The sequence below is a fragment of the Leuconostoc suionicum genome (genome assembly GCF_001891125.1).
In the GTDB taxonomy this organism is placed as follows: Bacteria; Bacillota; Bacilli; order Lactobacillales; family Lactobacillaceae; genus Leuconostoc; species Leuconostoc suionicum.
Window position 1 is genome coordinate 1,379,282 of the sequence record NZ_CP015247.1, and the last position, 20,509, is coordinate 1,399,790.

Here is a 20,509-nt window from a genome sequence, read left to right on the forward strand (position 1 = left end):
CCTAATTTTTAATCGCGATCCAAACGGCTCAAACGTGACCGTGGTGTTTTATGATTCTCTGGCTTAGCAATTTCTACCTTGGGTGACATACTGAAGTGCTTAATTGGCTTAACATGACCAATGATACCAAGGTTCGTCATACCAAACGCTTCTGAAATCTCATCCGGCGACTTAATGGTTGTATCAGATAATTCTTTAACAAGCATATACAAAAATGTTAATCCACCAAGTACAACAAAACCAGCCAAAGTAAATAACTTAACATTTGGTGCAACTGGTTGTTTATTTGCCTTCGCAGAATCAATGATCGAAACGTTATTAATCTTCATAAAGCCACCAATCTTATCTTTAAACGCATCGGCAACTTCATTGGCCACATCAGCAGCTAACTTAGGATTTTTGGCTTTGACATTAATTGAAAAAACTTGCGAATTGGTTTGGTTACTGATTGAAATCATGCTTTTTAGTTCTTCAACGCTTAGATTGTATTTTGTCTTCGTTGAAGGCTTTGTAATTTTTTTCTTAGCTGGTGTTACCAATCGGCGTGTCCCGTCAGCTAATGTTTCATACACAGCATCTTTTGCTTCTTGTACAACAATTGGTGCTGGATTTTTTAATTCTTTTGATACTGCTCCTAGCACGTTACTAGAAATAATCAAATTCTTATATGTATTAATCAACTGCACGTCAGCCTGTTGATCCGACAAGTTAGCAGTGGCGGTACTCGTGTCATCAGCCGATCGGTTAACCAACATGCTTGTTGATGCACTGTAGGTGGGTGCAATAACAAACTTAGCAATGCCAAACCCAGCAGCTGCACCAATGATTGCCATCACAACAATTGAAAGGAAGTGTTTTCGAATAATCTGCCATAATTGACGTAGTTCAAGAACATTATTCATAGTTCATTAATCTCTCTATTCTTTAAAATTTACTAAAAAACTTACGTTTAACAATTGGTTCTGGAACCAAGCTTGTGACATTATCACCATCAAGAATTGCTTCAGCGTTAGTCTCAAACAATTCTTGATAGTCCCGTCCCAGTTGTTTCTCTAATTTTGCCATGGCCTCAGCCATCTCATAATCACGATTCGGCAAGTCATGCGCATCAGAAACAAAAACATGAGCCAAGTTATGCTTAATAATTTCTTCGGCAAACTTCTCAACTTTTTTACCAAAGGTACCTACATAGGAGCTTGCTGTCACCTGCGCCACCGCACCTGATTCAATCAAATCAAACAAAATACTTGGTGTAGACATTATTTTAGTATTTCGCTCAGGATGAGCAATTTCTACAGTAATACCACGCTGCATGATTTGAAAAATCATATCTTTGCTATATGTAGGAACATCATCATCTGGAAACTCCAGTAGAAGATAGCGGTTACTTTCATCAGCAAACAAAATATCATCATCATCCAAAGCCTGCAATAAGCCGCCATTGATACGTACCTCCTGCGAAGGAAATACTTGGAGTCCAATATCATTCTTATCTAAGTGCTTTTGGAATTCTGATGTTAGTCTGATGACATCATCTTTATGGTTCACGTACTGGCCATTCATATGATGAGGCGTCATTAAAGCAGCCTTAATTCCACCATCTACAGCTTCCTTGGCCATACGTATAGAAGCCCGCAGAGACTTGGAACCATCATCTATGTTTGGTAATAAGTGACTATGTAAATCTATCAGCATATTTTTCTCCCATAATAAAAAGGGATTGCCCGCAAAAAGAGCAAAATCCCCAATCCCCGTTATTCAACTGTAGCATACAAAACATTACATAAAAATGACAATTATGAGTAACGTTTATCATGCTCCGGATCCTGACTTGTCAAAATCTTCGGACCGTCTTTCGTAATCGCTAATGTGTGTTCGTATTGTGCCGACCATGAACCGTCTGCTGTTCGTACTGTCCAGCCATCAGCTTCTGTATGGTCAGTTTCAACCTTCCAGCCACCTAAGTTAATCATTGGCTCGATGGTAATGACCATCCCCTCACGCAAACGCACACCATGACCTGGTTTACCATAATGCGGTACATTTGGTTCTTCATGCATTGTTGGTCCAACACCATGCCCGATATATTCACGCACATCCCCGTAATGGTGTTCAACTTCAGTGTATTGCTCAATGGCATTTCCAATATCGCCAACGCGATTCCCAACAATCGCTTGATCAATACCCAAATACATCGCTTTTTTGGTTACATCCATCAGCTTTTGAACCTCTGGTGTTACCTCGCCAACAGCATAAGACCATGCTGAATCAGATACGGCGCCATTCAGGCCAACCACTGTGTCGACCTTCACCAAATCACCGTTCTTCAGCTTTAGCCCCTTACGTGGCAGACCATGCGCCACTTCATCATTAATACTGATGGTCGTAGCATACTTAAATCCTTCAAAGCCAATCTGCAAAGGTACGCCACCATGGCTTTCGATATACTCCCGTGACTTTGTTTCAATTTCCCATGTATCAATACCTGGTTCAATAAGATCACGCAACATATGGTGCATACCAGCAATGATAGCACCAGATTGCCGCATAGCTTCAATTTCTCTAGGTGATTTTAACTGTATCATTAGTTACTTCTTTCATTTTCAATATCTATTTCATTATACATATAATGTTGCCAAATAAAAAGTCCCCGAAAACTGCGAAGAGTTTTCAAGGACAATCCTAAAATTTACTTAACTTTTATTGTGCCATCTGGGCTGTAATTGCCTTATGAACACGATCAATTTCGGTTTGACTCATAACTTCTGTTGATCCCAATCCAGAAATACTTTGCGTGGTACCTTTTAACTGGTCCTGCTTGACCGTACCAAATGCATCACGATAGCTCAACGCCAAGTTTTTCATGGACTTGGTTGAAACATCAGTTTGCACGTTGTTAGAGACGGTGGTCAAGAAAGAATCATTGAACACGGTACCAACTTGGGCTGAATTCTTCAAAATGGCTTTGATGACCAATTGTTGACGCATTTGACGACCGTAATCACCATTAGGGTCTTCGTGTCGCATACGTGCAAAGGCTAAGGCTTCCTCGCCATCCATATGATACGTTTTACCTTCTACGAATGAATACTGGTTCTTAGAGTCGGCTTGCGTGTCATCACCTTCAGTTGTGAATGTGAGTGGTGATGTCACGTCAACACCGCCCACTGCATCGACCATTTTAACTAAACCACCCATGTTAATCAATATATAACCACCATTGATGTCAATATCGAGCAAGTCTTCGACAGCCTTTGTTGCTGAAGCAGCCGAACCATAAGCATAAGCAGCATTGATTTTCATTTGTTGTCCGCTAACTGTTACCAATGTATCACGCGGAATTGATGTCATCGTAGTTGTTTTGGTTTTAGGATTGATTGTCATAACAATCATGGTATCCGTACGCCCTTTATACGAGCGGCCAAGCTCGCCTGTATCGGTTCCTAAAAGAAGGTATGAAACTGGCTTTTTACTATTCGTAATTTTATCAGCAGACTTTGTCGTTGTTGACGTCTTTTGCATCTTAGTAATTGTGTTATTAACCTTAGTATAAGCGTATGCACCTAAACCAATTCCAACAACAAACAATAGTCCGATAATTGTCAGAATAGTATTGCGTACTCTATGATGCTTTTTAGGACGAATCTGAGACCGTCGTTTCATAATTAAATTACTCCTTTTAGCTTTGTTACATAATCGCTGTTTATTGTATCATAATAGCTTGCCATTTGCTTAGGTTCCGTCACGAAACCAATAAAAAAAGCCCGTCTTTACAGACGATGCTGTTAATTTACATTGTACCAAACAAACGATCACCGGCATCGCCAAGTCCTGGAACGATGTAACCATGTTCGTTCAAGCCTTCATCAAGAGAACCCGTATAAAGGTCAACATCTGGATGGGCTTCTTGCACTGCTTTAACACCTTCCGGTGCCGAAACAAGTGTGATCAACTTAATGTGCTTTGCACCACGCTTCTTTAATGCTGAAATGGCATCTTTTGCTGATCCACCAGTGGCCAACATTGGATCAACTAACAAGACGTCACGTTGGTCAATATCTTCTGGTAACTTGATGAAATACTCAACTGGTTCAAGCGTTTCTTCATCACGATACATACCAATATGCCCAATTTTAGCCGCTGGAATTAGTTGCACGATACCATCAACCATACCTAATCCGGCACGTAAGATTGGTACAACAGCAAGCTTTTTACCAGCAAGTTGTTTTTTGATCGTCTTAGTAACTGGTGTCTCCACTTCAACGTCTTCCAATTGAAGATCACGACTTGCTTCATACGTCATTAGCATCGCAATTTCATCAACTAATGCACGAAAATCTTTGGTCCCAACATTCTTATTACGAATCATTGTAAGTTTATGTTGGATCAAAGGATGATCCATTACAACAAATTTTCCCATGATATTTTCGAATGCACACCACTTCACTAGTTTTTAGTGAAGCCGTGAACACCTTTCCTTCCAATTCATTTTGCTATATAAAAGTATACCAAAAAAATTGACGTCAAGGCTAATTTTCTCATAATTTAAACTGATACTAATAACAAATCAATTTTAATCCAGAACTGTAACCCGCTTGCTATTGGTTAACAAATAGCCACCCACACCAAGAACCGCACCAACAACTGCCGGCACAACCCAACCAAATCCAAGAGCCGCAAACGGTACAAAGTGGTGATAACCATTAACTAAACTTTGGACGTGGCTTGTTGTAGCCAATGGTGAGCTAGCCAAGGCATCAAGGAATGCTGGTATAGTAACAGAAGCAACCACAAAGCGATAAACTACTGAAGATTTTTTGAAATACTTACTAAAAAGCGATAATAGGATTAAGACCAAGGCAAATGGGTACAGCAACATCAATACAGGCACTGACCAAGCAACAATGTTCGTCAACCCAGCATTAGCTGTGACGAATGATCCAAATGCAATAACACGTAGCCACCATAGGTAACTCACTTTTGGAAATACACGGTGCAAGTCTTGCGCAAATGATACAAACAGCCCCATTGCTGTCGTAAATACAGCTAGTGTCACGATTACCCCTGTCAGCGCCGTCCCAAAGTTGCCCATATAGTGGCTAACAATTTGAGCGAAAGCAGCACCACCATTATCAGAAGCTTTAAACAAACCTAAGCTAGTAGTACCAACCAAAACCAATACCGCATATAATACCGCTTCAGCTAGGATACTTAACAAACCAGCCTTTGCCAATACCTTAGATACTTGTTGCTTTTGAAAGCCTAATCCTCTAACTGCGTACACAACTGATACCGCTAAAGCTAACAGCGCAATACCGTCCATAGTATTGTAACCGTCCAAAATACCTTGGAATGCTGCATTGCTTTGATAAGCAGCAGACACCGCTTGATGTGTATCACCCATTGGCAAAACTAATGACAAAACAAGTACCACAAGTAACAAACCTAAGAAAAGTGGATTAAGATATTTCCCGACCCATTTCAATAATCCCGACTCCTTGACAGTTAGGAAGTAAGCTAAGCCAAAGAACACAGCGGAAAATACAAACATCACCACACCTTGATATTTAAGTGGTACAAAGGGTGCAATACCCATTGAAAAAGCTGTCGCTGCTGTACGTGGTGTCCCAAAAAATGGACCAATCGTCAAATGAATAGCTACCAAGAAAACCGTACCAAACCAAGGTGCTACTGGTTTAGCAATATCATAAACGCTTTGACTGTTTGTTAAGCTCACCGCCATCATTGCCAAAAACGGCACGACCGTTCCGGTAATCAAGAAACCGATTGTCGCTGGTAACCAATTACCGCCTGATAATTGTCCCAATTGGATTGGAAAAATCAAATTTCCTGCCCCAAAAAACATCCCAAATATGAGTGATGCCACTAAAACTAATTGTTTCCATGTCAATTTCTTCTCAACCATTATTATTCTCCTATATCTTACATTTTATTTTCTATAGCTAAACAAGCTATACTTTTAATGGCAACACTGTCATTTTCTCCTTTATTTTATTAAGAAAATAAAAAAGACGAGTTACTATGATTCTAGTAGCTCGTCTCTTGAACAATATCAATCAGCTACCTATCACGTTATGCTGTGATAGGCACTAAAAAATTTCAGCACTTATCACTATCTAATGATAATAATGCTGATAATAATTTGTTCAGTTGTTGTTGATTGATATGTCATGTTATTTTCTCATTTATTTGATAATATCATTAAAACAATTTTTATCTAATTTGTCAACTTTTAATCAAAATAAAAAAACGCTATAAGCGTTTTTAGTTTGATGATTAACGTTCAACTGAAACAGTTGTTTCAACAGTTGCTGCGTTACGTGCTGGAACCAAAACATTGTCAGATGACAATGCTTCTTTAGCTTGGTCAGCCAACTTTGAGAATGTGTCAAAGTCAGAAACAGCGATTTCAGCCAACATCTTACGGTTCAATTCAACACCTGCCAATGTCAAACCGTGCATCAACTTTGAGTATGACAAACCGTTCATGCGTGCTGCTGCGTTGATACGAGCAATCCACAACTTACGGAAGTTACGCTTTGTGTTCTTACGATCACGGTAAGCGTACAAGTAAGACTTGTAAACTTGTTGCTTAGCAACCTTATAATTAATACGACGTTGTCCACGGTAACCCTTGGCCAACTTAACAAACTTTTTACGACGTGCGCGTGACACTGTACCACCCTTAACTCGCATGGGTATTTCCTCCTAGAAATTAAATAATTAGACGTACCTTGAAATTAGAGCGTGCTCAACATCTTAGCGTATGTCTTTACAGTCGTTGAATCCATCATGCGTGTACCACGCAATTGACGACGTTGCTTCTTTGTCTTACCGTGGAAACGGTGTGAAGTATAAGCTGAAGCTGACTTCAAGCCACCATTGGCTGTCTTCTTAAAGCGCTTTGCTGATGCGCGGTGTGTCTTCATCTTTGGCATGTGACCAATTCTCCTACTTTACGATTTTTGTTTATGCTTACTATAGCAAGCTACTAAACACTAACTTACTTGGCATCGCGTGGTGCCAAGACCAAAAACATTTGGCGGCCGTCCATTTTGGCACGTTGTTCAACCTTGGCAATGTCATTAAGTTCTTCAGCCATGCGGTCTAAGACCTCACGACCAATGTCTTGGTGAGTAATCATACGACCACGGAAACGCAAGTTAAGCTTAACCTTGTTACCTTGTGACAGGAACTTAATTGCTGCTTTCTTACGTGTTTCGAAATCGCCAGAATCAATCACTGGTGACATGCGAACTTCTTTAACTTGAACAATTTTTTGGTTTTTACGTTGTTCTTTTTGCTTCTTTTGAGCTTCGAACTTCGCTTTACCCCAATCCATGATCTTGGCAACTGGAACTTCTGCATTAGCTTGCACCAATACCAAGTCCATGTCTGCATCATTCGCTAACTGTTGTGCGTCACGTGTTGACATTTCTTCTTGCTTACCATCGTGGATAAGCAAAACACGTGGGGCGCGGATATTTTCGTTGACTAAATCAACTTGTCGTGGTTGACGTGCTATTGTCAGGCACCTCCAAATTTATTTTGTGAATCAAGAAGAAAAGTGGGCCAAGAACTTAATCTTTACCCACTTCCACACTTGCAGTACTTTCGTACAACTGTATCTGCCAAGCAACATAGTCACTTGGCGAGAAGCGGGTGCTTCTACTTGTTCAACATCTATTAGTTTACTCTGTTTCCTCATTTTTGTCAACTACATTGTGGATAAGGCTAATACCAAAGTGACTGATGACTAGGATGGCAAACTGCACACCGGCAAACAGTATCACAAATGCTAACATGTGCATGCTCGTTGATGACACAACCAATCTTGCCACACGATGTGTTTGTGTAAAAACATCCCAAGAATTCAAACGCAAGAAACGACCAAGATAAATACCGACACTGGCAATTAATGACAAACCAAATATCAGAACCAATTGTAATATTTCATACCTTCTATTGAAATAATGCTTTAGCATCAGTTCAATGCTTAACATCCCCAAAACAACACCCATAAAGACCCCTGCTGCTAACACCGCGTAATTGAAGTATTGCATACGAACAGTGAGTCCGATACCAACATATTGCAAATGAATAAAATCGGTAATCATATACATCGTATTTGGATAAAATAATAGCCACAACAAGCTAAAAATAATTTGGATGGATCGACGTTTACTAATATTTACAATAATGGCAAAATCTAATGGCAACAACGCCAAAAAAATGTTCCAATTCAAGAAAGTAAAATGTGTTGGTGTTAGTAAAACAAACCCAAAAAATAATAATACAATGACATGTATCGCTAAAACACTTGTTATGTCTTGTTTCTTCATATATACCCAACCTCTACAAACAATTTATAAACTATTTTATACGAAATTGTTAACTAACAATCACTTACTATCATTGTAACATGGACGACAATTGTCTTTTAGTTTGAAATTTCAACACAAGTCAAATTTTGTGTTGTACACTCAAATTAAATAGAAAAGGAGAAGAAATGATTCAAAATAATAAAAGAGTTATTGAAAGCAATATTGTATTTATTCATTCTGATTGGTAGTGGTTTTATCAAACGAATTCTAATATAATGTATTTTTAATCTCAATCAGAAAGGTGCAGTGCTGTCCAACGGATACCTATCACTGCAAGTGTTACGCTATGTCTTCACAAAAAATTGCATTTAAAGATTTATTTTCGTTCAAATGGTACGTTCATCAGATGTCTGGCTGGACAAGAACTTCTTACATCTTATTAATTTTCGGCTACTTAGTCATTACTTATAGCTCATTCTTTGCTGGCTCTCCCATTAATCATATGACCTGGTGGACATTTGTCGCCGCAATTTTAGGATTTACAACAACATTGGCTATCACCAATGCTCGACCCTTAAATGGCGTTTTCGGTTTACTTTCTGCTTTAATTTATATCGCAATGGCACTCCAAGCCAATAACCCCGCCGATGCAGTATTACAAGCCGTATATATTGTATTACTTGATATTCCCGTTTTAATCATGCCTGGCTGGGCAATAGATGTTGAAAAGCGAATTCGTTTCATACACGAAACCGATGCTCGTGGTGAAAAGCACGGCAAATCTTTTTGGTATCCTGTTCTGATCGGATCAGCAATCATCGCTTTCATTGCATCTTATCTATTTGAAACACAAGTTTTGCACACACCAAGACCTATTGCCGATTCGGCTGTCTTGGCAACTGGACTCGTTGGCGCCCTGTTAACAACTTTTCGTTTTTCAGAAGCTTTTGCCATGTGGCTTATTCAGGGAGTTGCTCAAGTACTATTATGGGGGCTAACTGCTGTCCATGGCGATGCAAACTGGGTCTTATTCTTAACCTATATGCTATATATCGGTAACGATTTGATTGGCGTCTTTCAATCTTCATGGTTCCACCATAAGGTGTATACTCAAGAAATTATCCAATCTCATGTCAAGTAAATTTCCTTGACATTAATAAACCGTAACCCTTGACAAATATTTAAAACTTCGGTAAACTTGACTAGTTGATAAATTGAAACGAAAGGAGGTGCTCTTATGGCTACCCCATCAAACAAGAATTCAAAGTCTCACAAGCGTAATCGTCGCGGTCACATCGGCTTGAACGTTCCTAGCATTGTCTTGGATCAAACAACGGGTGAATATCGCGTTTCACACCGCGTTTCACCTTCTGGTGTTTACAACGGCAAGCAAGTTATTGATAAAAAGTAACAATGACACTCGTTCATAATGAACGGGTTTTTTTGTTTAAAGGCAAAAACTACTAATTACCTATGATTAAAATAAAAGAAGCCGCGGTTGATTCCGTGCAAGGTGCTCGTGAAATGATATCACGTGGGGCCAATCGTATTGAATTAAATTCACGACTTGATTTGGGTGGCATTACACCTGATACTAAAAAAATTATTGATACATTAGCGATTGCTAATGAGTTACCTGTTGTTATCATGGTTCGCCCACGTGGTGGTGATTTTGAATATATCAGCAGTGAAATCGAACAAATGTTGGATACCATGCAGATAATTGCTGATGTTGGCGGTGAGATAGTCACTTTCGGTGCTGTCTCCGCCGATGACCTAGACTTTAATAGCATGTCTATTTTAATTGGTTGCGCTCATAAATTGCATTTACAAGTTGTCATGCATATGGCATTTGATCAAATCGCAAACCATAAACAACAAAATGCAATGAACTGGCTATCTGACCATGGTGTCAAGCGGATACTAACTCATGGTGGTCCACTTTCAGTACCAATTATACAGTCACTGCCTCATTTGCAAACATTAGTCAACAGCTCCCCAGCGAATTTGACTATTTTACCTGGTGGCGGTGTCACAAAGATGAATGCTGAATCCATAGCTAATATTCTAGGCGTTAATGAGGTCCATGGCACACAAATTGTTTAATTTTTAGCACGATACGATTTTAAAATCAAGGAGAGCTATGATGGATAACAAAAAAATAATTGTTGTTGGTGGGACAGGTTTTGTTGGTCAAGGCATCTTATCGGCTTTGAACAACAAAGGCTTTGAATTGCATAGTTTATCACGGCATCAATTCCGTCCTACTAACGTAACTGACCAAGTTACTTACCACGTCGCTGATTTAAATAAGGCTGGGGAATGGCAAGACTTACTCAAAGAAGCGGATTGGGTTGTTGATGCTGTAGGAATATTGCTACCCAATCCTTTCAAACATATTAATTACCAAAACAGTAGCGTTCAGCCCGCGCAAAGACTCTTGGATGTTCTTGCGACAACGAATCAGACTAAGTTTTTGTTTGTTTCCGCCAATGCGACACCTTTCTTTTTAAATGCCTATTTGCGGGCCAAACTATCCGTAGAGCACTCGGCTAAAGCCCTATTAAACGACAGAGCCTATAATGTTTATCCTGGTATTGTCTATGATAAATCAAGAATTTATTCTTATATTCCCGCTATTATTCTTGTAACTCTACAACACATTCCGGGATTAAAATTTTTACAGCGTTATCGTCCTATAAGTCGCAAAACCTTTGCTATAGAAGTTGAAAATATTTTAAATGGCAAGGAAAGCGCCCTACTGAAACGAAATATAAAAATGAAATAAGTGCTAAAAAAACGTTTGACTAAATGATTTAGTCAAACGCTTTTTATTATCTATAACTTGATTTTTTAATGAATATAGACCGTTACTACCGTTACTACACCGAAAATCACACCTGGTATATTAGCTAGAATCACAGGCCAATCCTTATAGGTTTTTAACCAGCCATAAGTTACCCACAAAGTTGCATTAACTGTGGCACACAGAGGTTGAAGTACCGATACAGGTTTTCCGGACAAATTGGCTGTAATCTGTGGAATATAAGAAATATACATCAAACAGCAAAATACTACCGCTACCTTACTTAACAGTTTCAGAAATCTAATTCTCTCTTGACTAACTTCTTTTCTTGACTCTTTCGGGACGTAATTGTCGTAATTCATTGGGTTCCTTTCATATGTAAATACAATGATTTCATTATAACATTATGTGATTTTTATGTAAAATACGCCACAAATATCGTTTTATATTTTAGGATGAATGCTATGTTCTTCACATTTAAAAAATTTAAACTGATTCCTAATTTTTGAATTCAAAACGTTGTATAACAAAAACAGTTTGAATATCGGTGTATCATTAACTTGTCATTTTTGCCCAGATATTGTGGCTGCTTGCCAACACATTGCCGCAATTAATGATAATGTAACTGCCGAAATGATTGACTTGCAATTATTCCCTGAACTACGCGAATCACATCATATCATGAGTGTGCCCGCAATGATTATTAATAATAGCGATAATGTTATTTTTGGTAGCCAATCACTGGAAGAAATCGTTTCCGCCATTGAGACAAGCAACCCGTTACCTGTCCTTTGATTTAAATAAAAAAAACTACTCTAGGTTAAGTAGTTTTTTATGCATACAAATATTAGAAGTGAACCAACTCCTCTATTATTACGTGATACAATTAAAGAATGATAAATTAAACCAATAAAACGTTTGTAACTATGATATAAATATTTTCTCAGCTGCAACAAATGATAAAAGGAAGTACACAGAATGCCCTTAGATGGACTATTTACGCACGCGATTGTGCATGAACTAAATGATTTAATTACAGGTGGCCGCATCACCAAGGTTCACCAACCTTATCCAAATGAAATTGTACTCGTGGTCCGCAATAATGGGCAGAACTATCCGCTCCTACTGAGTGCTCATCCCAGCTACGCACGTGCCCAAATCACACGTATTCCCTACGAAAACCCGCAAACTGCACCAAACTTCGTAATGTTTTTACGACGCTATTTAGAAGGCGCTAAATTACAAAAAATTGAGCAGGTTGAAAATGATCGTATCATTAATTTTTACGTTAATGCACGTAATGAATTAGGGGACATACAAGAAATCCGCTTAACCTTGGAGATGATGGGACGTCACTCAAACCTGTTTTTAGTTCGCGAAAGTGATGCCCGTATCTTGGAACTAATTAAACACGTTCCTGCCGACCAAAATCGTGTCCGTTCTTTGATTCCTGGTGCAACTTATGTTTTGCCTCCTGCCCAGAATTTGAAGAATCCGTTTACTGCAGGGCTAGATGGTTTAGCTCAAATGATCCTAGATACGCCTTTCGAAGAATGGCCCAAATACATTCAAAAAACATATCAAGGATTCGGAAAAGAATCCGCGGAAGCATTGGCTCGAGCAATTGATCAGACAGGTGATCAATTAGCACATGCGCGTGATTGGTTGGCTCATTTTGACCATCTCACCCCCACACTTTTCACTTCAAAAGATGGTTCTCTTAGCTACTCTGCCTTTGAGTGGTTGCAAGACAGCGTGTCACAGGAAGAATTTTCAACGTTAGGCACCATGCTTGACGCCTATTACATCGGAAAAGCTGAAAGAGAACGTGTCAACCAACAAGCCGGTACCCTCGTTCGGGTTGTTAAAAACGAATTGAAAAAAAATACGGCTAAACGAAAGAAATTATTAAAAACGCTTGAAGACGCTGAAAACGCTGATGAGTTAAAAGTCAAAGGCGATTTACTAATTACCTATCCCCATCTCGTTCAAAAAGGGATGAAAAGCGTATCTATTGAAAATTATTATGACAATAATAATTTACTAGAAATCCCCTTAGATCCTAAACTAAACGGTCTGAAAAATGCTGAAAAATATTTCAACAGATACCGTAAATTACGTACGGCCGTAGATTTTGTTAATGAGCAAATTGCGTTGACCGACGCAGAAATTGACTATTTTAATAATATTGTCGCACAATTAGATGTTGCATCTCCAAAGGACGTAGAAGATATCCGCCTCGAATTAACCGCTGAGGGATACATTCGCGCCAATAAGAAAAATAAACAAAAACCAAAGGTATCAAAGCCTGATAAATTTGAAAGTTCCGATGGCACGTTGATTGAAGTTGGTAAAAACAACTTACAAAACGAAAGACTTTCATTAAAACAAGCTGATCGTCGAGATATTTGGCTACACGTCCAAAAAATACCAGGATCACACGTTATTATTCATGATTCTAAACCTTCAGATACAACACTTATTGAGGCCGCAAAGCTCGCTGCTTACTTCAGCAAGGCTCGTGAATCTGCCAATGTTCCCGTCGATTATTTACCCGCCGGAAAACTGCGCAAACCAAATGGTTCAAAGCCAGGTTTTGTTATTTTTGAAGGACAGCAAACACTATATGTTACGCCCGATGCTAGTTTAGTATCAAAGCTGAGAATAAAATAATAAAAAGACCAAAACAAATGCTTTGGTCTTTTTATTTGCTCGACTGGATTTCAAATCCACATAACAAAATCATATCCCAAAACCTATTCTCGCACGTCATTATAGTCGTTAAACTGATTAGCTACAATTTTATCCTTAAATAAGTTTTCTGTCATTGGATGCCATCATCCCCTACCCATTTTTAAAGTTACTATTAATCTAATCTCATGCAAGAAATGACCGATAAGCTTGACCAACAGGTTGCGTATACTACTAGGTCAAAGGGAATTGGAATTACCCGAAGTAGAAGATTAGCACTGGCAATCACTTAAGTGACCTATTTCTGTTATTTCATTAGAGAATCAAACCGACATACAAAAAGGATCCTAATTATTTAGAATCCTTTTCCCTTTTGCTATTTTTAATTCAGTTCAGGAATAAACATATTTCCTAAAGTTGCTGCCATGACAGCTTTAATTGTATGTAGCCGGTTTTCTGCTTGCTCAAATTGATGCGCATATGAAGCATGAAAGACCTCATCAGTGATTTCCATCTCTTTAATACCAAACTTATCATAAATGTCTTGCGCCATTTTAGTATTCAAGTCATGAAATGCTGGTAAATCATGTAACACAATCACCTGTTCATTGTTTGTTTTTTTGACTAATGTTGCGTTAATTTGATAAGGTGATAATAACTTTATTCTTTCTGCAAACGTATCTTCTTCACCCATCGAAGCCCACACATCCGTGTACAAGACGTCAACACCATCTACGCCAGCATCAATGTCATCTGTAACAATCAATTTTGCGCCCGATTCAGCAGCTTTCTGATTGGCTATATTTAGAATTTCTTCACTTGGTTGCAAACTTTTTGGTGACACAATGTGCACATTAACGCCTAATATTGCCCCTGTTACCAACAGAGAATTAGCAACGTTATTCCGACCATCACCCATATAGGCTAAGGTAACACCAGCTATATGGCCTAGCTGCTCCTTAATAGTAAGAAAATCAGCTAACATTTGCGTTGGATGCCAATCATCTGTCAGCCCATTCCAAACTGGCACGCCACTGTAAGTGGCTAATCCTTCCACTGTAGCTTGTGAAAATCCGCGATATTCAATTGCATCGTACATGCTCCCAAAGACCTTTGCCGTATCTTCTAGGGATTCTTTTTTGCCAAATTGAATATCGTTTTTACCTAGAAACTCTGGATGAGCGCCTAAGTCATTTGCAGCAACGGTAAAAGAAGAACGCGTACGCGTTGAAGTTTTTTCAAACAACAAGGCAATGTTTTTGCCCTCTAAATACTTATGGGGAATATTATTTTGTTTCAAATATTTAAAATGTGCTGCTAAATCAATGAGCGTTTCTAACTCTTTTTTTGTAAAATCAATTTCTTTAAGAAAAGATTTTCCTTGAAAATGTGAATGCATTACCTTGCCTCCAAAATCTTTTTATTTCTTACAATTTCTTTTTTAACATTCTCAACAGCTGTACCGCCTAACGAAGTGCGTCGGTTAACTGCTGTTTCAGACTGTAGTTTGTCGTAAATGTCTTCTTCTATTTGCGGGGCTACGGCTTGCAAATCAGATAGAGCCATTTTTTGTAATGGCGTTTTTGATTGAATACCAGTCAAAACCAATTGTCCCACAATTGCGTGGGCTTCACGGAATGGTACACCTTTAGTGGCCAAGTAATCCGCTAGTTCAGTCGCATTTGAAAAATCATCTTGTGTTGTAGCCAGCATACGTTCTTTATGAACCGTCAAGCCACTTAGCATACCCGTAAACACCTTAACAGAGGCTAGAACCGTATCCATCATATCAAAGACCTGTTCTTTATCCTCTTGCATATCTTTGTTGTAGGCTAGTGGTAATGACTTCATCGTTGTCAACAGACCCATTAATGCGCCATAACTTCTTCCTGTTTTTCCACGAACTAATTCAGCAAAATCAGCATTCTTTTTTTGTGGCATAATTGACGATCCGGTTGAAAAATCATCTGATAGTTCAATGTAGTTAAATTCGTAAGTTGACCACAAAATTAATTCTTCTGCCATTCTAGATAGATGCATCATTAATATAGCAGCGTTTGACAAGAATTCTAAAGCAAAATCACGATCTGACACAGCATCTAATGAGTTGTGATAAATACTGTCAAAACCCAGTTCTGAAGCAACAAATTCACGGTCAATCGGGAAAGTTGTCCCGGCTAATGCTGCTGCTCCTAACGGCAAAATGTCTGTATGCTTTTGATTGAATTCGAAACGTTCATAATCACGTTGAAACATCTCAAAGTATGCAAGAAGATAGTGACCATAAGTTATTGGCTGTGCATGTTGCAAATGCGTATACCCAGACATGATAGTTCCTGCATGAGTTGTCGCCAAAGTTAGCAACTCCTCTTGCAATTCAGTTAAAGATTCTAGAACGTGAGGCAAACGATGCTTGACCCATAAATGAAAATCAGTGGCCACTTGGTCATTACGAGAACGAGCAGTATGCAATTTCCCTGCAACCGGACCAATTTTTTCGGTCAATAATGATTCGATATTCATATGAATATCTTCGTTTTTAACGTCAAACTCAATTTTTCCAGCAATTAGTTCTTCATTGATGATTTTCAAACCAGCAGCGATTTTTTCTGATTCCTCCGTACTGATAATGCCTTGTTTGCCAAGCATTTTCGCATGTGCTATCGAACCTTCAATATCTTCAGCTGCCATTTTTTGATCGAAGTGAATTGAAGCACCAAATTCATCTACCCATTCTGCAGCTTTAGCAGTAAAACGACCACCCCATAATTTATCACTCATATTATTCATTACTCCCTTTATTGCCATCTACGTACACGAGCTAAGCTCGTATTTTTTATTTCACTGTGTTCTTTTTTGCTTGTGAATGGACATGATTGACTTGTTCATAAACCGTATTACTTAGTGTCCACAATTTGATAAATCCTACCGCAGATGCTTGATCAAATGATGATGCTGATGTATACGTTGCCAAATCTTCATCGTATAGTGAGTTGTGTTCAGATTGACGGGCAACCGCAGTGGCATTACCCTTAAACAATTTCATCTTAACCACACCATTGACATTTTGTTGTGTGCTATCAATAAAGGCCATTAAACTATCAAACAATGGCGATACCCACTTCGCTTCATAAACCAAATTAGCTAGCTGTTGTTCCACAATTGGCTTGAAATGAGCAACATCACGTTCGAGTGTCAAATCTTCCAAATCCTTATGTGCTGTCATCAATACAGCTGCAGCTGGTGCTTCATAAATTTCACGTGACTTAATACCAACCAAACGATTTTCAATATGATCGATACGGCCAATACCATGCTTTCCAGCAAGCTCATTAACCGCCACAATGAGCTTTTCTAATGACAATACTTCACCATTAAGCGCGACTGGCACACCAGCTTCGAAAGTAACATCAATAAATTCTGGTGTATCCGGCGCATCTTCAATGGCAGTAGTTAATGCAAAAGCATCTTCCGGTGCTTGATTCCATGGATTTTCTAAGATACCAGCTTCATTGGCACGTCCCCATAAATTCTCATCAATTGAGTATGGTGAATCTAAATCAATAGGTACCGGAACATCGTGTTCTTGTGCATATTGAATTTCTTCTTCACGTGACCACTGAAAATCACGAATGGGCGCTTCAATCTTCATGTCAGGGTCCAATGCATGAATTGCGGCTTCGAAACGTACTTGATCGTTACCATGACCCGTTGAGCCATGCGCAATCGCAACGGCATCATTTTCATGTGCGATGTCAACTAACTTTTTGATGATTAATGGACGAGACAAAGCTGATACCATTGGATATTCGCCTTCATACATCATGTTAGCTTTAATAACTGGTGCAACATATTTATCCGCAAATTCAGCTTTTGCATCAATAACAATTGATTGTTTGGCACCAACTTTTAGGGCTTTTGCTTGAATTTCATTTAAATTCTTGCCATGTTGTCCAACATCCAAAACAACTGCGATAACATCGTACCCTTTATCCTTTAACCAAGGAATGGCTACTGAAGTATCTAAACCGCCGGAGTATGCTAATACTAATGTGTCTGTCATAATTTTGCCCTCATCATTTTTCTTTAGCTATTCGATGATTATATATTAACTCCGTTTGGTTAAATATGCAATTATATTTCGTTTATATACAGTATAAAAGTGAATATATGCTAATTTATTGTATATTTAATAAAAAAAAGCAGATAAGATGTATTTATTCATCTTATTTGCTTTTTTAATTATAATGTTTATTCCCAAACTGGGCGCAATAAATGTGTCTGCTCTGGCTTAGGACCAACAGCGAAACTTAATAGATCAACTTCCAATAATTCAGAAATTCTATTCAAATAGTTCTGTGCATTAACTGGTAAGTCTTCAAACTTTGTGACACCAGTAATATCTTCTTCCCAACCAGGCAGAGTTTCAAAGTTAACATCTAATCCTTGGAACCAAGTATCTGATGCTGGGAAATGATGAATTTCTTCACCTTTATAAGTATATGATGTTGCAATCTTCACTTCTTTTAACCCAGATAAAACATCTAATGAATTAATAGCTAGTTTTGTTAGGCCAGATACTTGCACTGCATGACGCAATGCAACAACATCTAACCAGCCAATTCGGCGTGGGCGCTTTGTTACAACACCGTATTCATGGCCAATTTCACGAATATGGTCTGCTGTATCATTAAACAATTCTGTTGGAAATGGTCCCGAACCAACGCGTGATGTATAAGCTTTAATAACACCCACAACATCTTGAATTTGCTTTGGTCCCACACCCGCGCCATTCATAACGCCACCCGCAGTTGGATTTGAACTGGTAACAAATGGGTAGGTACCGTGGTCCACGTCTAACATGACCCCTTGGGCTCCTTCGAAAACCACACGCTTGTTTTCTTTCATTTGTTGGCCAAGTAAGTATGAGGTATCCGTAACGTATGGTGCTAATTGACGACCATACTCAACGTATTTATCATATATTTCATTATAGTCAAGCGCTTCTTCACCATATAACTTGGTTAATTGGGCATTCTTGAATGGTAAGTACTCTTTTAACAACTTGCCAAAAATTTCTGGATCAATTAAGTCAGCAACACGAATACCAACACGTGAAATTTTATCTGTATAAGCTGGGCCGATACCCTTTTTTGTTGTACCAATACGATTATTTGATGCTGTTTCAGATGCTTTGTCTAATGCGATATGATAAGGCATAATCACATGCGCTCGATTTGAAATAATCAAATTTTCAACTGTAACACCTTGAGACTCAACTTCTTTAATTTCAGCTAATAGTGCTTCTGGATTAATAACCACACCATTACCGATAATTGCAAGTTGACCCTTCGTAACGATTCCTGATGGCAATGCCGATAACTCAAATTTTGTATCACCATGCCAAATTGTGTGTCCTGCGTTATTACCACCTTGATAACGCACTACTGCGTCCGCATGTTCTGCGAAAAAGTCAACGATTTTTCCTTTTCCTTCATCACCCCATTGCGAACCAACGACAATTACACCAGACATATATTTTTCTCCTATAACATCAATAGCTGCTTTCAGACGGGATAGGCTTGTCGGAGAAAACTAGTTATTGTTAAGAATAATAACTAATCTGTTTGCACCTATCTGTGAGTGTCCCTCTATTCATGTTGCTTTTTTAGTAAAAAACGAACATTAAATGCGTTAAACGTTTTTTACTTATCCATTTTACCATATTTATAGATTTTATTTTGAGAATATTCCTATATTTTTCTAACATTTATTGATTATAGATTAGTTTATTGCTTTTTCATTTAAATAAAAAGGACATTATTTGCCCTTTTTAGATAGTTTTTTACATAAAAAAATACATCAACTGATGTATTTAATGATGTTAATCTGCTGTCGTATAAACTGCCAAAACGTCTTCGTTTTCTTCCAGTTCATCTACTAACTTATCAAGCTTTTCACGGTCTTCTTCAGAAATGTCCATGGGATTTTGAGCAATCATTGTCACTTCTGCTTCTTCAAACACATAACCAGCTTCAGTCAAAGCCGATTCAACTGATTGAAAATCAGCTGGTTCCGTATAGATTTCAAATACATCATCAGACGTTTGAACATCTTCCGCACCCGCTTCTAATGCAGCTTCCAAAATTGTATCTTCATCCAAATCTGGGAATGCGCTACGGTCAATAGCCAAGTATCCCCTACGATCAAATTGGAATGCAACTGAACCAGAGGTTCCTAATGCACCACCAGCATGCTTAAATGAATTACGAACACTCGATACTGTACGATTGATATTGTCTGTAGACGCCTCAACTAGAACAGCCACGCCAGCAGTACCATAACCCTCATAGGTTACTTCTTCGAATTTGGCACCATTGGCACCTGAAGCTTTATCTAAAGCACGTTGAATATTTTCCTTTGGCATGTTAGCAGCCTTGGCTTTTTCAACAACTAGACGTAACGATGCGTTCATATCTGGATCAGCACCGCCAGCCTTTGCAGCAACATATAAGTCGTGCGCTATCTTTTGAAAAATTTTTCCACGCTTAGCATCTTGGGCGTTTTTACGACCTTGAATGTTATGCCATTTACTGTGTCCTGACATTGTGTCATCTCCTTGAAATTAATGAATAACGATTCTATTTTAACAAAAAATAGCCATTCT

Annotated in this window: 21 protein-coding genes and 1 pseudogene; 6 read left to right on the forward strand and 16 right to left on the reverse strand. The window is 38.6% G+C overall.

Features of this window, described 5'->3' with window-relative positions:
- Nucleotides 1-8: 8 nt before the first annotated feature.
- From A6B45_RS06900 to A6B45_RS06945, 10 genes are all read right to left on the reverse strand, one after another.
- A complete protein-coding gene (locus tag A6B45_RS06900) occupies nt 9-902 on the reverse strand; it encodes a YveK family protein (protein WP_072613923.1) in 894 nt (297 codons plus the stop codon).
- Between the two features lie 22 nt (nt 903-924).
- Nucleotides 925-1,695: a tyrosine-protein phosphatase gene (locus A6B45_RS06905; RefSeq protein ID WP_072613924.1), complete on the reverse strand. Its 771-nt coding sequence runs from the start codon at nt 1,693-1,695 to the stop codon at nt 925-927.
- A gap of 101 nt (nt 1,696-1,796) precedes the next feature.
- Nucleotides 1,797-2,585, reverse strand: a complete 789-nt coding sequence (gene map / locus A6B45_RS06910) for a type I methionyl aminopeptidase (RefSeq protein ID WP_072613925.1) — start codon at nt 2,583-2,585, stop codon at nt 1,797-1,799.
- A gap of 115 nt (nt 2,586-2,700) precedes the next feature.
- The gene (locus tag A6B45_RS06915; protein ID WP_072613926.1) at nt 2,701-3,663 is read right to left on the reverse strand and encodes an LCP family protein; all 963 of its coding nucleotides are present in this window, start codon (nt 3,661-3,663) and stop codon (nt 2,701-2,703) included.
- 127 nt (nt 3,664-3,790) lie between these two features.
- Nucleotides 3,791-4,420 (reverse strand): uracil phosphoribosyltransferase, encoded by a 630-nt coding sequence (gene upp / locus A6B45_RS06920; RefSeq protein ID WP_002815112.1) that lies wholly within the window; start codon nt 4,418-4,420, stop codon nt 3,791-3,793.
- 153 nt (nt 4,421-4,573) lie between these two features.
- Nucleotides 4,574-5,926: a branched-chain amino acid transport system II carrier protein gene (gene brnQ / locus A6B45_RS06925; protein WP_072613927.1), complete on the reverse strand. Its 1,353-nt coding sequence runs from the start codon at nt 5,924-5,926 to the stop codon at nt 4,574-4,576.
- 371 nt (nt 5,927-6,297) lie between these two features.
- The gene (gene rplT / locus A6B45_RS06930) at nt 6,298-6,717 is read right to left on the reverse strand and encodes a 50S ribosomal protein L20 (RefSeq protein ID WP_072613928.1); all 420 of its coding nucleotides are present in this window, start codon (nt 6,715-6,717) and stop codon (nt 6,298-6,300) included.
- Nucleotides 6,718-6,761: 44 nt separating this feature from the next.
- Entirely contained in the window at nt 6,762-6,959 is a 198-nt protein-coding gene (rpmI, locus tag A6B45_RS06935) for a 50S ribosomal protein L35 (protein ID WP_002815120.1), read from the reverse strand.
- Between the two features lie 65 nt (nt 6,960-7,024).
- Nucleotides 7,025-7,564 carry a translation initiation factor IF-3 gene (infC, locus tag A6B45_RS06940; RefSeq protein ID WP_050892168.1) on the reverse strand — a complete coding sequence of 180 codons (540 nt, stop codon included), beginning with the start codon at nt 7,562-7,564 and terminating at the stop codon, nt 7,025-7,027.
- A gap of 148 nt (nt 7,565-7,712) precedes the next feature.
- On the reverse strand, nt 7,713-8,363 hold the full coding sequence (locus A6B45_RS06945) for a DUF1361 domain-containing protein (RefSeq protein ID WP_072613930.1): 651 nt from the start codon (nt 8,361-8,363) through the stop codon (nt 7,713-7,715).
- A 328-nt stretch (nt 8,364-8,691) separates the two neighbouring features.
- Between A6B45_RS06945 and pnuC the strand changes: the two genes are divergently transcribed.
- The 4 genes from pnuC (at nt 8,692) to A6B45_RS06965 (ending at nt 11,133) form a co-directional block, all read left to right on the forward strand.
- Nucleotides 8,692-9,486 (forward strand): nicotinamide riboside transporter PnuC, encoded by a 795-nt coding sequence (pnuC, locus tag A6B45_RS06950; RefSeq protein WP_072613931.1) that lies wholly within the window; start codon nt 8,692-8,694, stop codon nt 9,484-9,486.
- A gap of 96 nt (nt 9,487-9,582) precedes the next feature.
- Nucleotides 9,583-9,756: a 50S ribosomal protein L32 gene (gene rpmF / locus A6B45_RS06955; protein ID WP_072613932.1), complete on the forward strand. Its 174-nt coding sequence runs from the start codon at nt 9,583-9,585 to the stop codon at nt 9,754-9,756.
- A gap of 62 nt (nt 9,757-9,818) precedes the next feature.
- The gene (locus A6B45_RS06960) at nt 9,819-10,451 is read left to right on the forward strand and encodes a copper homeostasis protein CutC (RefSeq protein WP_072613933.1); all 633 of its coding nucleotides are present in this window, start codon (nt 9,819-9,821) and stop codon (nt 10,449-10,451) included.
- Between the two features lie 40 nt (nt 10,452-10,491).
- Nucleotides 10,492-11,133: an NAD-dependent epimerase/dehydratase family protein gene (locus A6B45_RS06965; protein WP_072613934.1), complete on the forward strand. Its 642-nt coding sequence runs from the start codon at nt 10,492-10,494 to the stop codon at nt 11,131-11,133.
- 65 nt (nt 11,134-11,198) lie between these two features.
- Here the strand turns inward: A6B45_RS06965 and A6B45_RS06970 are convergent, their stop codons facing one another.
- Nucleotides 11,199-11,513 carry a SemiSWEET family transporter gene (locus tag A6B45_RS06970; protein WP_072613935.1) on the reverse strand — a complete coding sequence of 105 codons (315 nt, stop codon included), beginning with the start codon at nt 11,511-11,513 and terminating at the stop codon, nt 11,199-11,201.
- A 175-nt stretch (nt 11,514-11,688) separates the two neighbouring features.
- On the opposite strand from A6B45_RS06970, the pseudogene A6B45_RS06975 reads away from it, so the two are divergent.
- A pseudogene (locus A6B45_RS06975) lies at nt 11,689-11,946 on the forward strand (thioredoxin family protein); the annotation flags it as partial.
- A 183-nt stretch (nt 11,947-12,129) separates the two neighbouring features.
- Nucleotides 12,130-13,824, forward strand: a complete 1,695-nt coding sequence (locus A6B45_RS06980; protein ID WP_072613936.1) for an NFACT RNA binding domain-containing protein — start codon at nt 12,130-12,132, stop codon at nt 13,822-13,824.
- A 400-nt stretch (nt 13,825-14,224) separates the two neighbouring features.
- Here the strand turns inward: A6B45_RS06980 and argF are convergent, their stop codons facing one another.
- The 5 genes from argF to A6B45_RS07005 form a co-directional block, all read right to left on the reverse strand.
- A complete protein-coding gene (gene argF / locus A6B45_RS06985; RefSeq protein WP_072613937.1) occupies nt 14,225-15,241 on the reverse strand; it encodes an ornithine carbamoyltransferase in 1,017 nt (338 codons plus the stop codon).
- Nucleotides 15,241-16,623: an argininosuccinate lyase gene (argH, locus tag A6B45_RS06990; RefSeq protein ID WP_072613938.1), complete on the reverse strand. Its 1,383-nt coding sequence runs from the start codon at nt 16,621-16,623 to the stop codon at nt 15,241-15,243. The genes argF and argH overlap by 1 nt, the downstream gene beginning before the upstream one ends.
- A 55-nt stretch (nt 16,624-16,678) precedes the next feature.
- Nucleotides 16,679-17,905, reverse strand: a complete 1,227-nt coding sequence (locus tag A6B45_RS06995) for an argininosuccinate synthase (RefSeq protein WP_072613939.1) — start codon at nt 17,903-17,905, stop codon at nt 16,679-16,681.
- A gap of 188 nt (nt 17,906-18,093) precedes the next feature.
- Nucleotides 18,094-19,377, reverse strand: a complete 1,284-nt coding sequence (locus A6B45_RS07000; RefSeq protein WP_072613940.1) for an adenylosuccinate synthase — start codon at nt 19,375-19,377, stop codon at nt 18,094-18,096.
- A gap of 349 nt (nt 19,378-19,726) precedes the next feature.
- Nucleotides 19,727-20,449 carry a YebC/PmpR family DNA-binding transcriptional regulator gene (locus A6B45_RS07005; RefSeq protein WP_072613941.1) on the reverse strand — a complete coding sequence of 241 codons (723 nt, stop codon included), beginning with the start codon at nt 20,447-20,449 and terminating at the stop codon, nt 19,727-19,729.
- Nucleotides 20,450-20,509: the final 60 nt, after the last annotated feature.

Coding starts and splice junctions, on each gene's coding strand:
- A6B45_RS06900 (WP_072613923.1), bottom strand. CDS start 902: ATGAATAATGTTCTTGAACTACGTCAATTATGGCAGATTATTCGAAAA.
- A6B45_RS06905 (WP_072613924.1), bottom strand. CDS start 1,695: ATGCTGATAGATTTACATAGTCACTTATTACCAAACATAGATGATGGT.
- map (WP_072613925.1), bottom strand. CDS start 2,585: ATGATACAGTTAAAATCACCTAGAGAAATTGAAGCTATGCGGCAATCT.
- A6B45_RS06915 (WP_072613926.1), bottom strand. CDS start 3,663: ATGAAACGACGGTCTCAGATTCGTCCTAAAAAGCATCATAGAGTACGC.
- upp (WP_002815112.1), bottom strand. CDS start 4,420: ATGGGAAAATTTGTTGTAATGGATCATCCTTTGATCCAACATAAACTT.
- brnQ (WP_072613927.1), bottom strand. CDS start 5,926: ATGGTTGAGAAGAAATTGACATGGAAACAATTAGTTTTAGTGGCATCA.
- rplT (WP_072613928.1), bottom strand. CDS start 6,717: ATGCGAGTTAAGGGTGGTACAGTGTCACGCGCACGTCGTAAAAAGTTT.
- rpmI (WP_002815120.1), bottom strand. CDS start 6,959: ATGCCAAAGATGAAGACACACCGCGCATCAGCAAAGCGCTTTAAGAAG.
- A6B45_RS06945 (WP_072613930.1), bottom strand. CDS start 8,363: ATGAAGAAACAAGACATAACAAGTGTTTTAGCGATACATGTCATTGTA.
- pnuC (WP_072613931.1), top strand. CDS start 8,692: ATGTCTTCACAAAAAATTGCATTTAAAGATTTATTTTCGTTCAAATGG.
- rpmF (WP_072613932.1), top strand. CDS start 9,583: ATGGCTACCCCATCAAACAAGAATTCAAAGTCTCACAAGCGTAATCGT.
- A6B45_RS06960 (WP_072613933.1), top strand. CDS start 9,819: ATGATTAAAATAAAAGAAGCCGCGGTTGATTCCGTGCAAGGTGCTCGT.
- A6B45_RS06965 (WP_072613934.1), top strand. CDS start 10,492: ATGGATAACAAAAAAATAATTGTTGTTGGTGGGACAGGTTTTGTTGGT.
- A6B45_RS06970 (WP_072613935.1), bottom strand. CDS start 11,513: ATGAATTACGACAATTACGTCCCGAAAGAGTCAAGAAAAGAAGTTAGT.
- A6B45_RS06980 (WP_072613936.1), top strand. CDS start 12,130: ATGCCCTTAGATGGACTATTTACGCACGCGATTGTGCATGAACTAAAT.
- argF (WP_072613937.1), bottom strand. CDS start 15,241: ATGCATTCACATTTTCAAGGAAAATCTTTTCTTAAAGAAATTGATTTT.
- argH (WP_072613938.1), bottom strand. CDS start 16,623: ATGAGTGATAAATTATGGGGTGGTCGTTTTACTGCTAAAGCTGCAGAA.
- A6B45_RS06995 (WP_072613939.1), bottom strand. CDS start 17,905: ATGACAGACACATTAGTATTAGCATACTCCGGCGGTTTAGATACTTCA.
- A6B45_RS07000 (WP_072613940.1), bottom strand. CDS start 19,377: ATGTCTGGTGTAATTGTCGTTGGTTCGCAATGGGGTGATGAAGGAAAA.
- A6B45_RS07005 (WP_072613941.1), bottom strand. CDS start 20,449: ATGTCAGGACACAGTAAATGGCATAACATTCAAGGTCGTAAAAACGCC.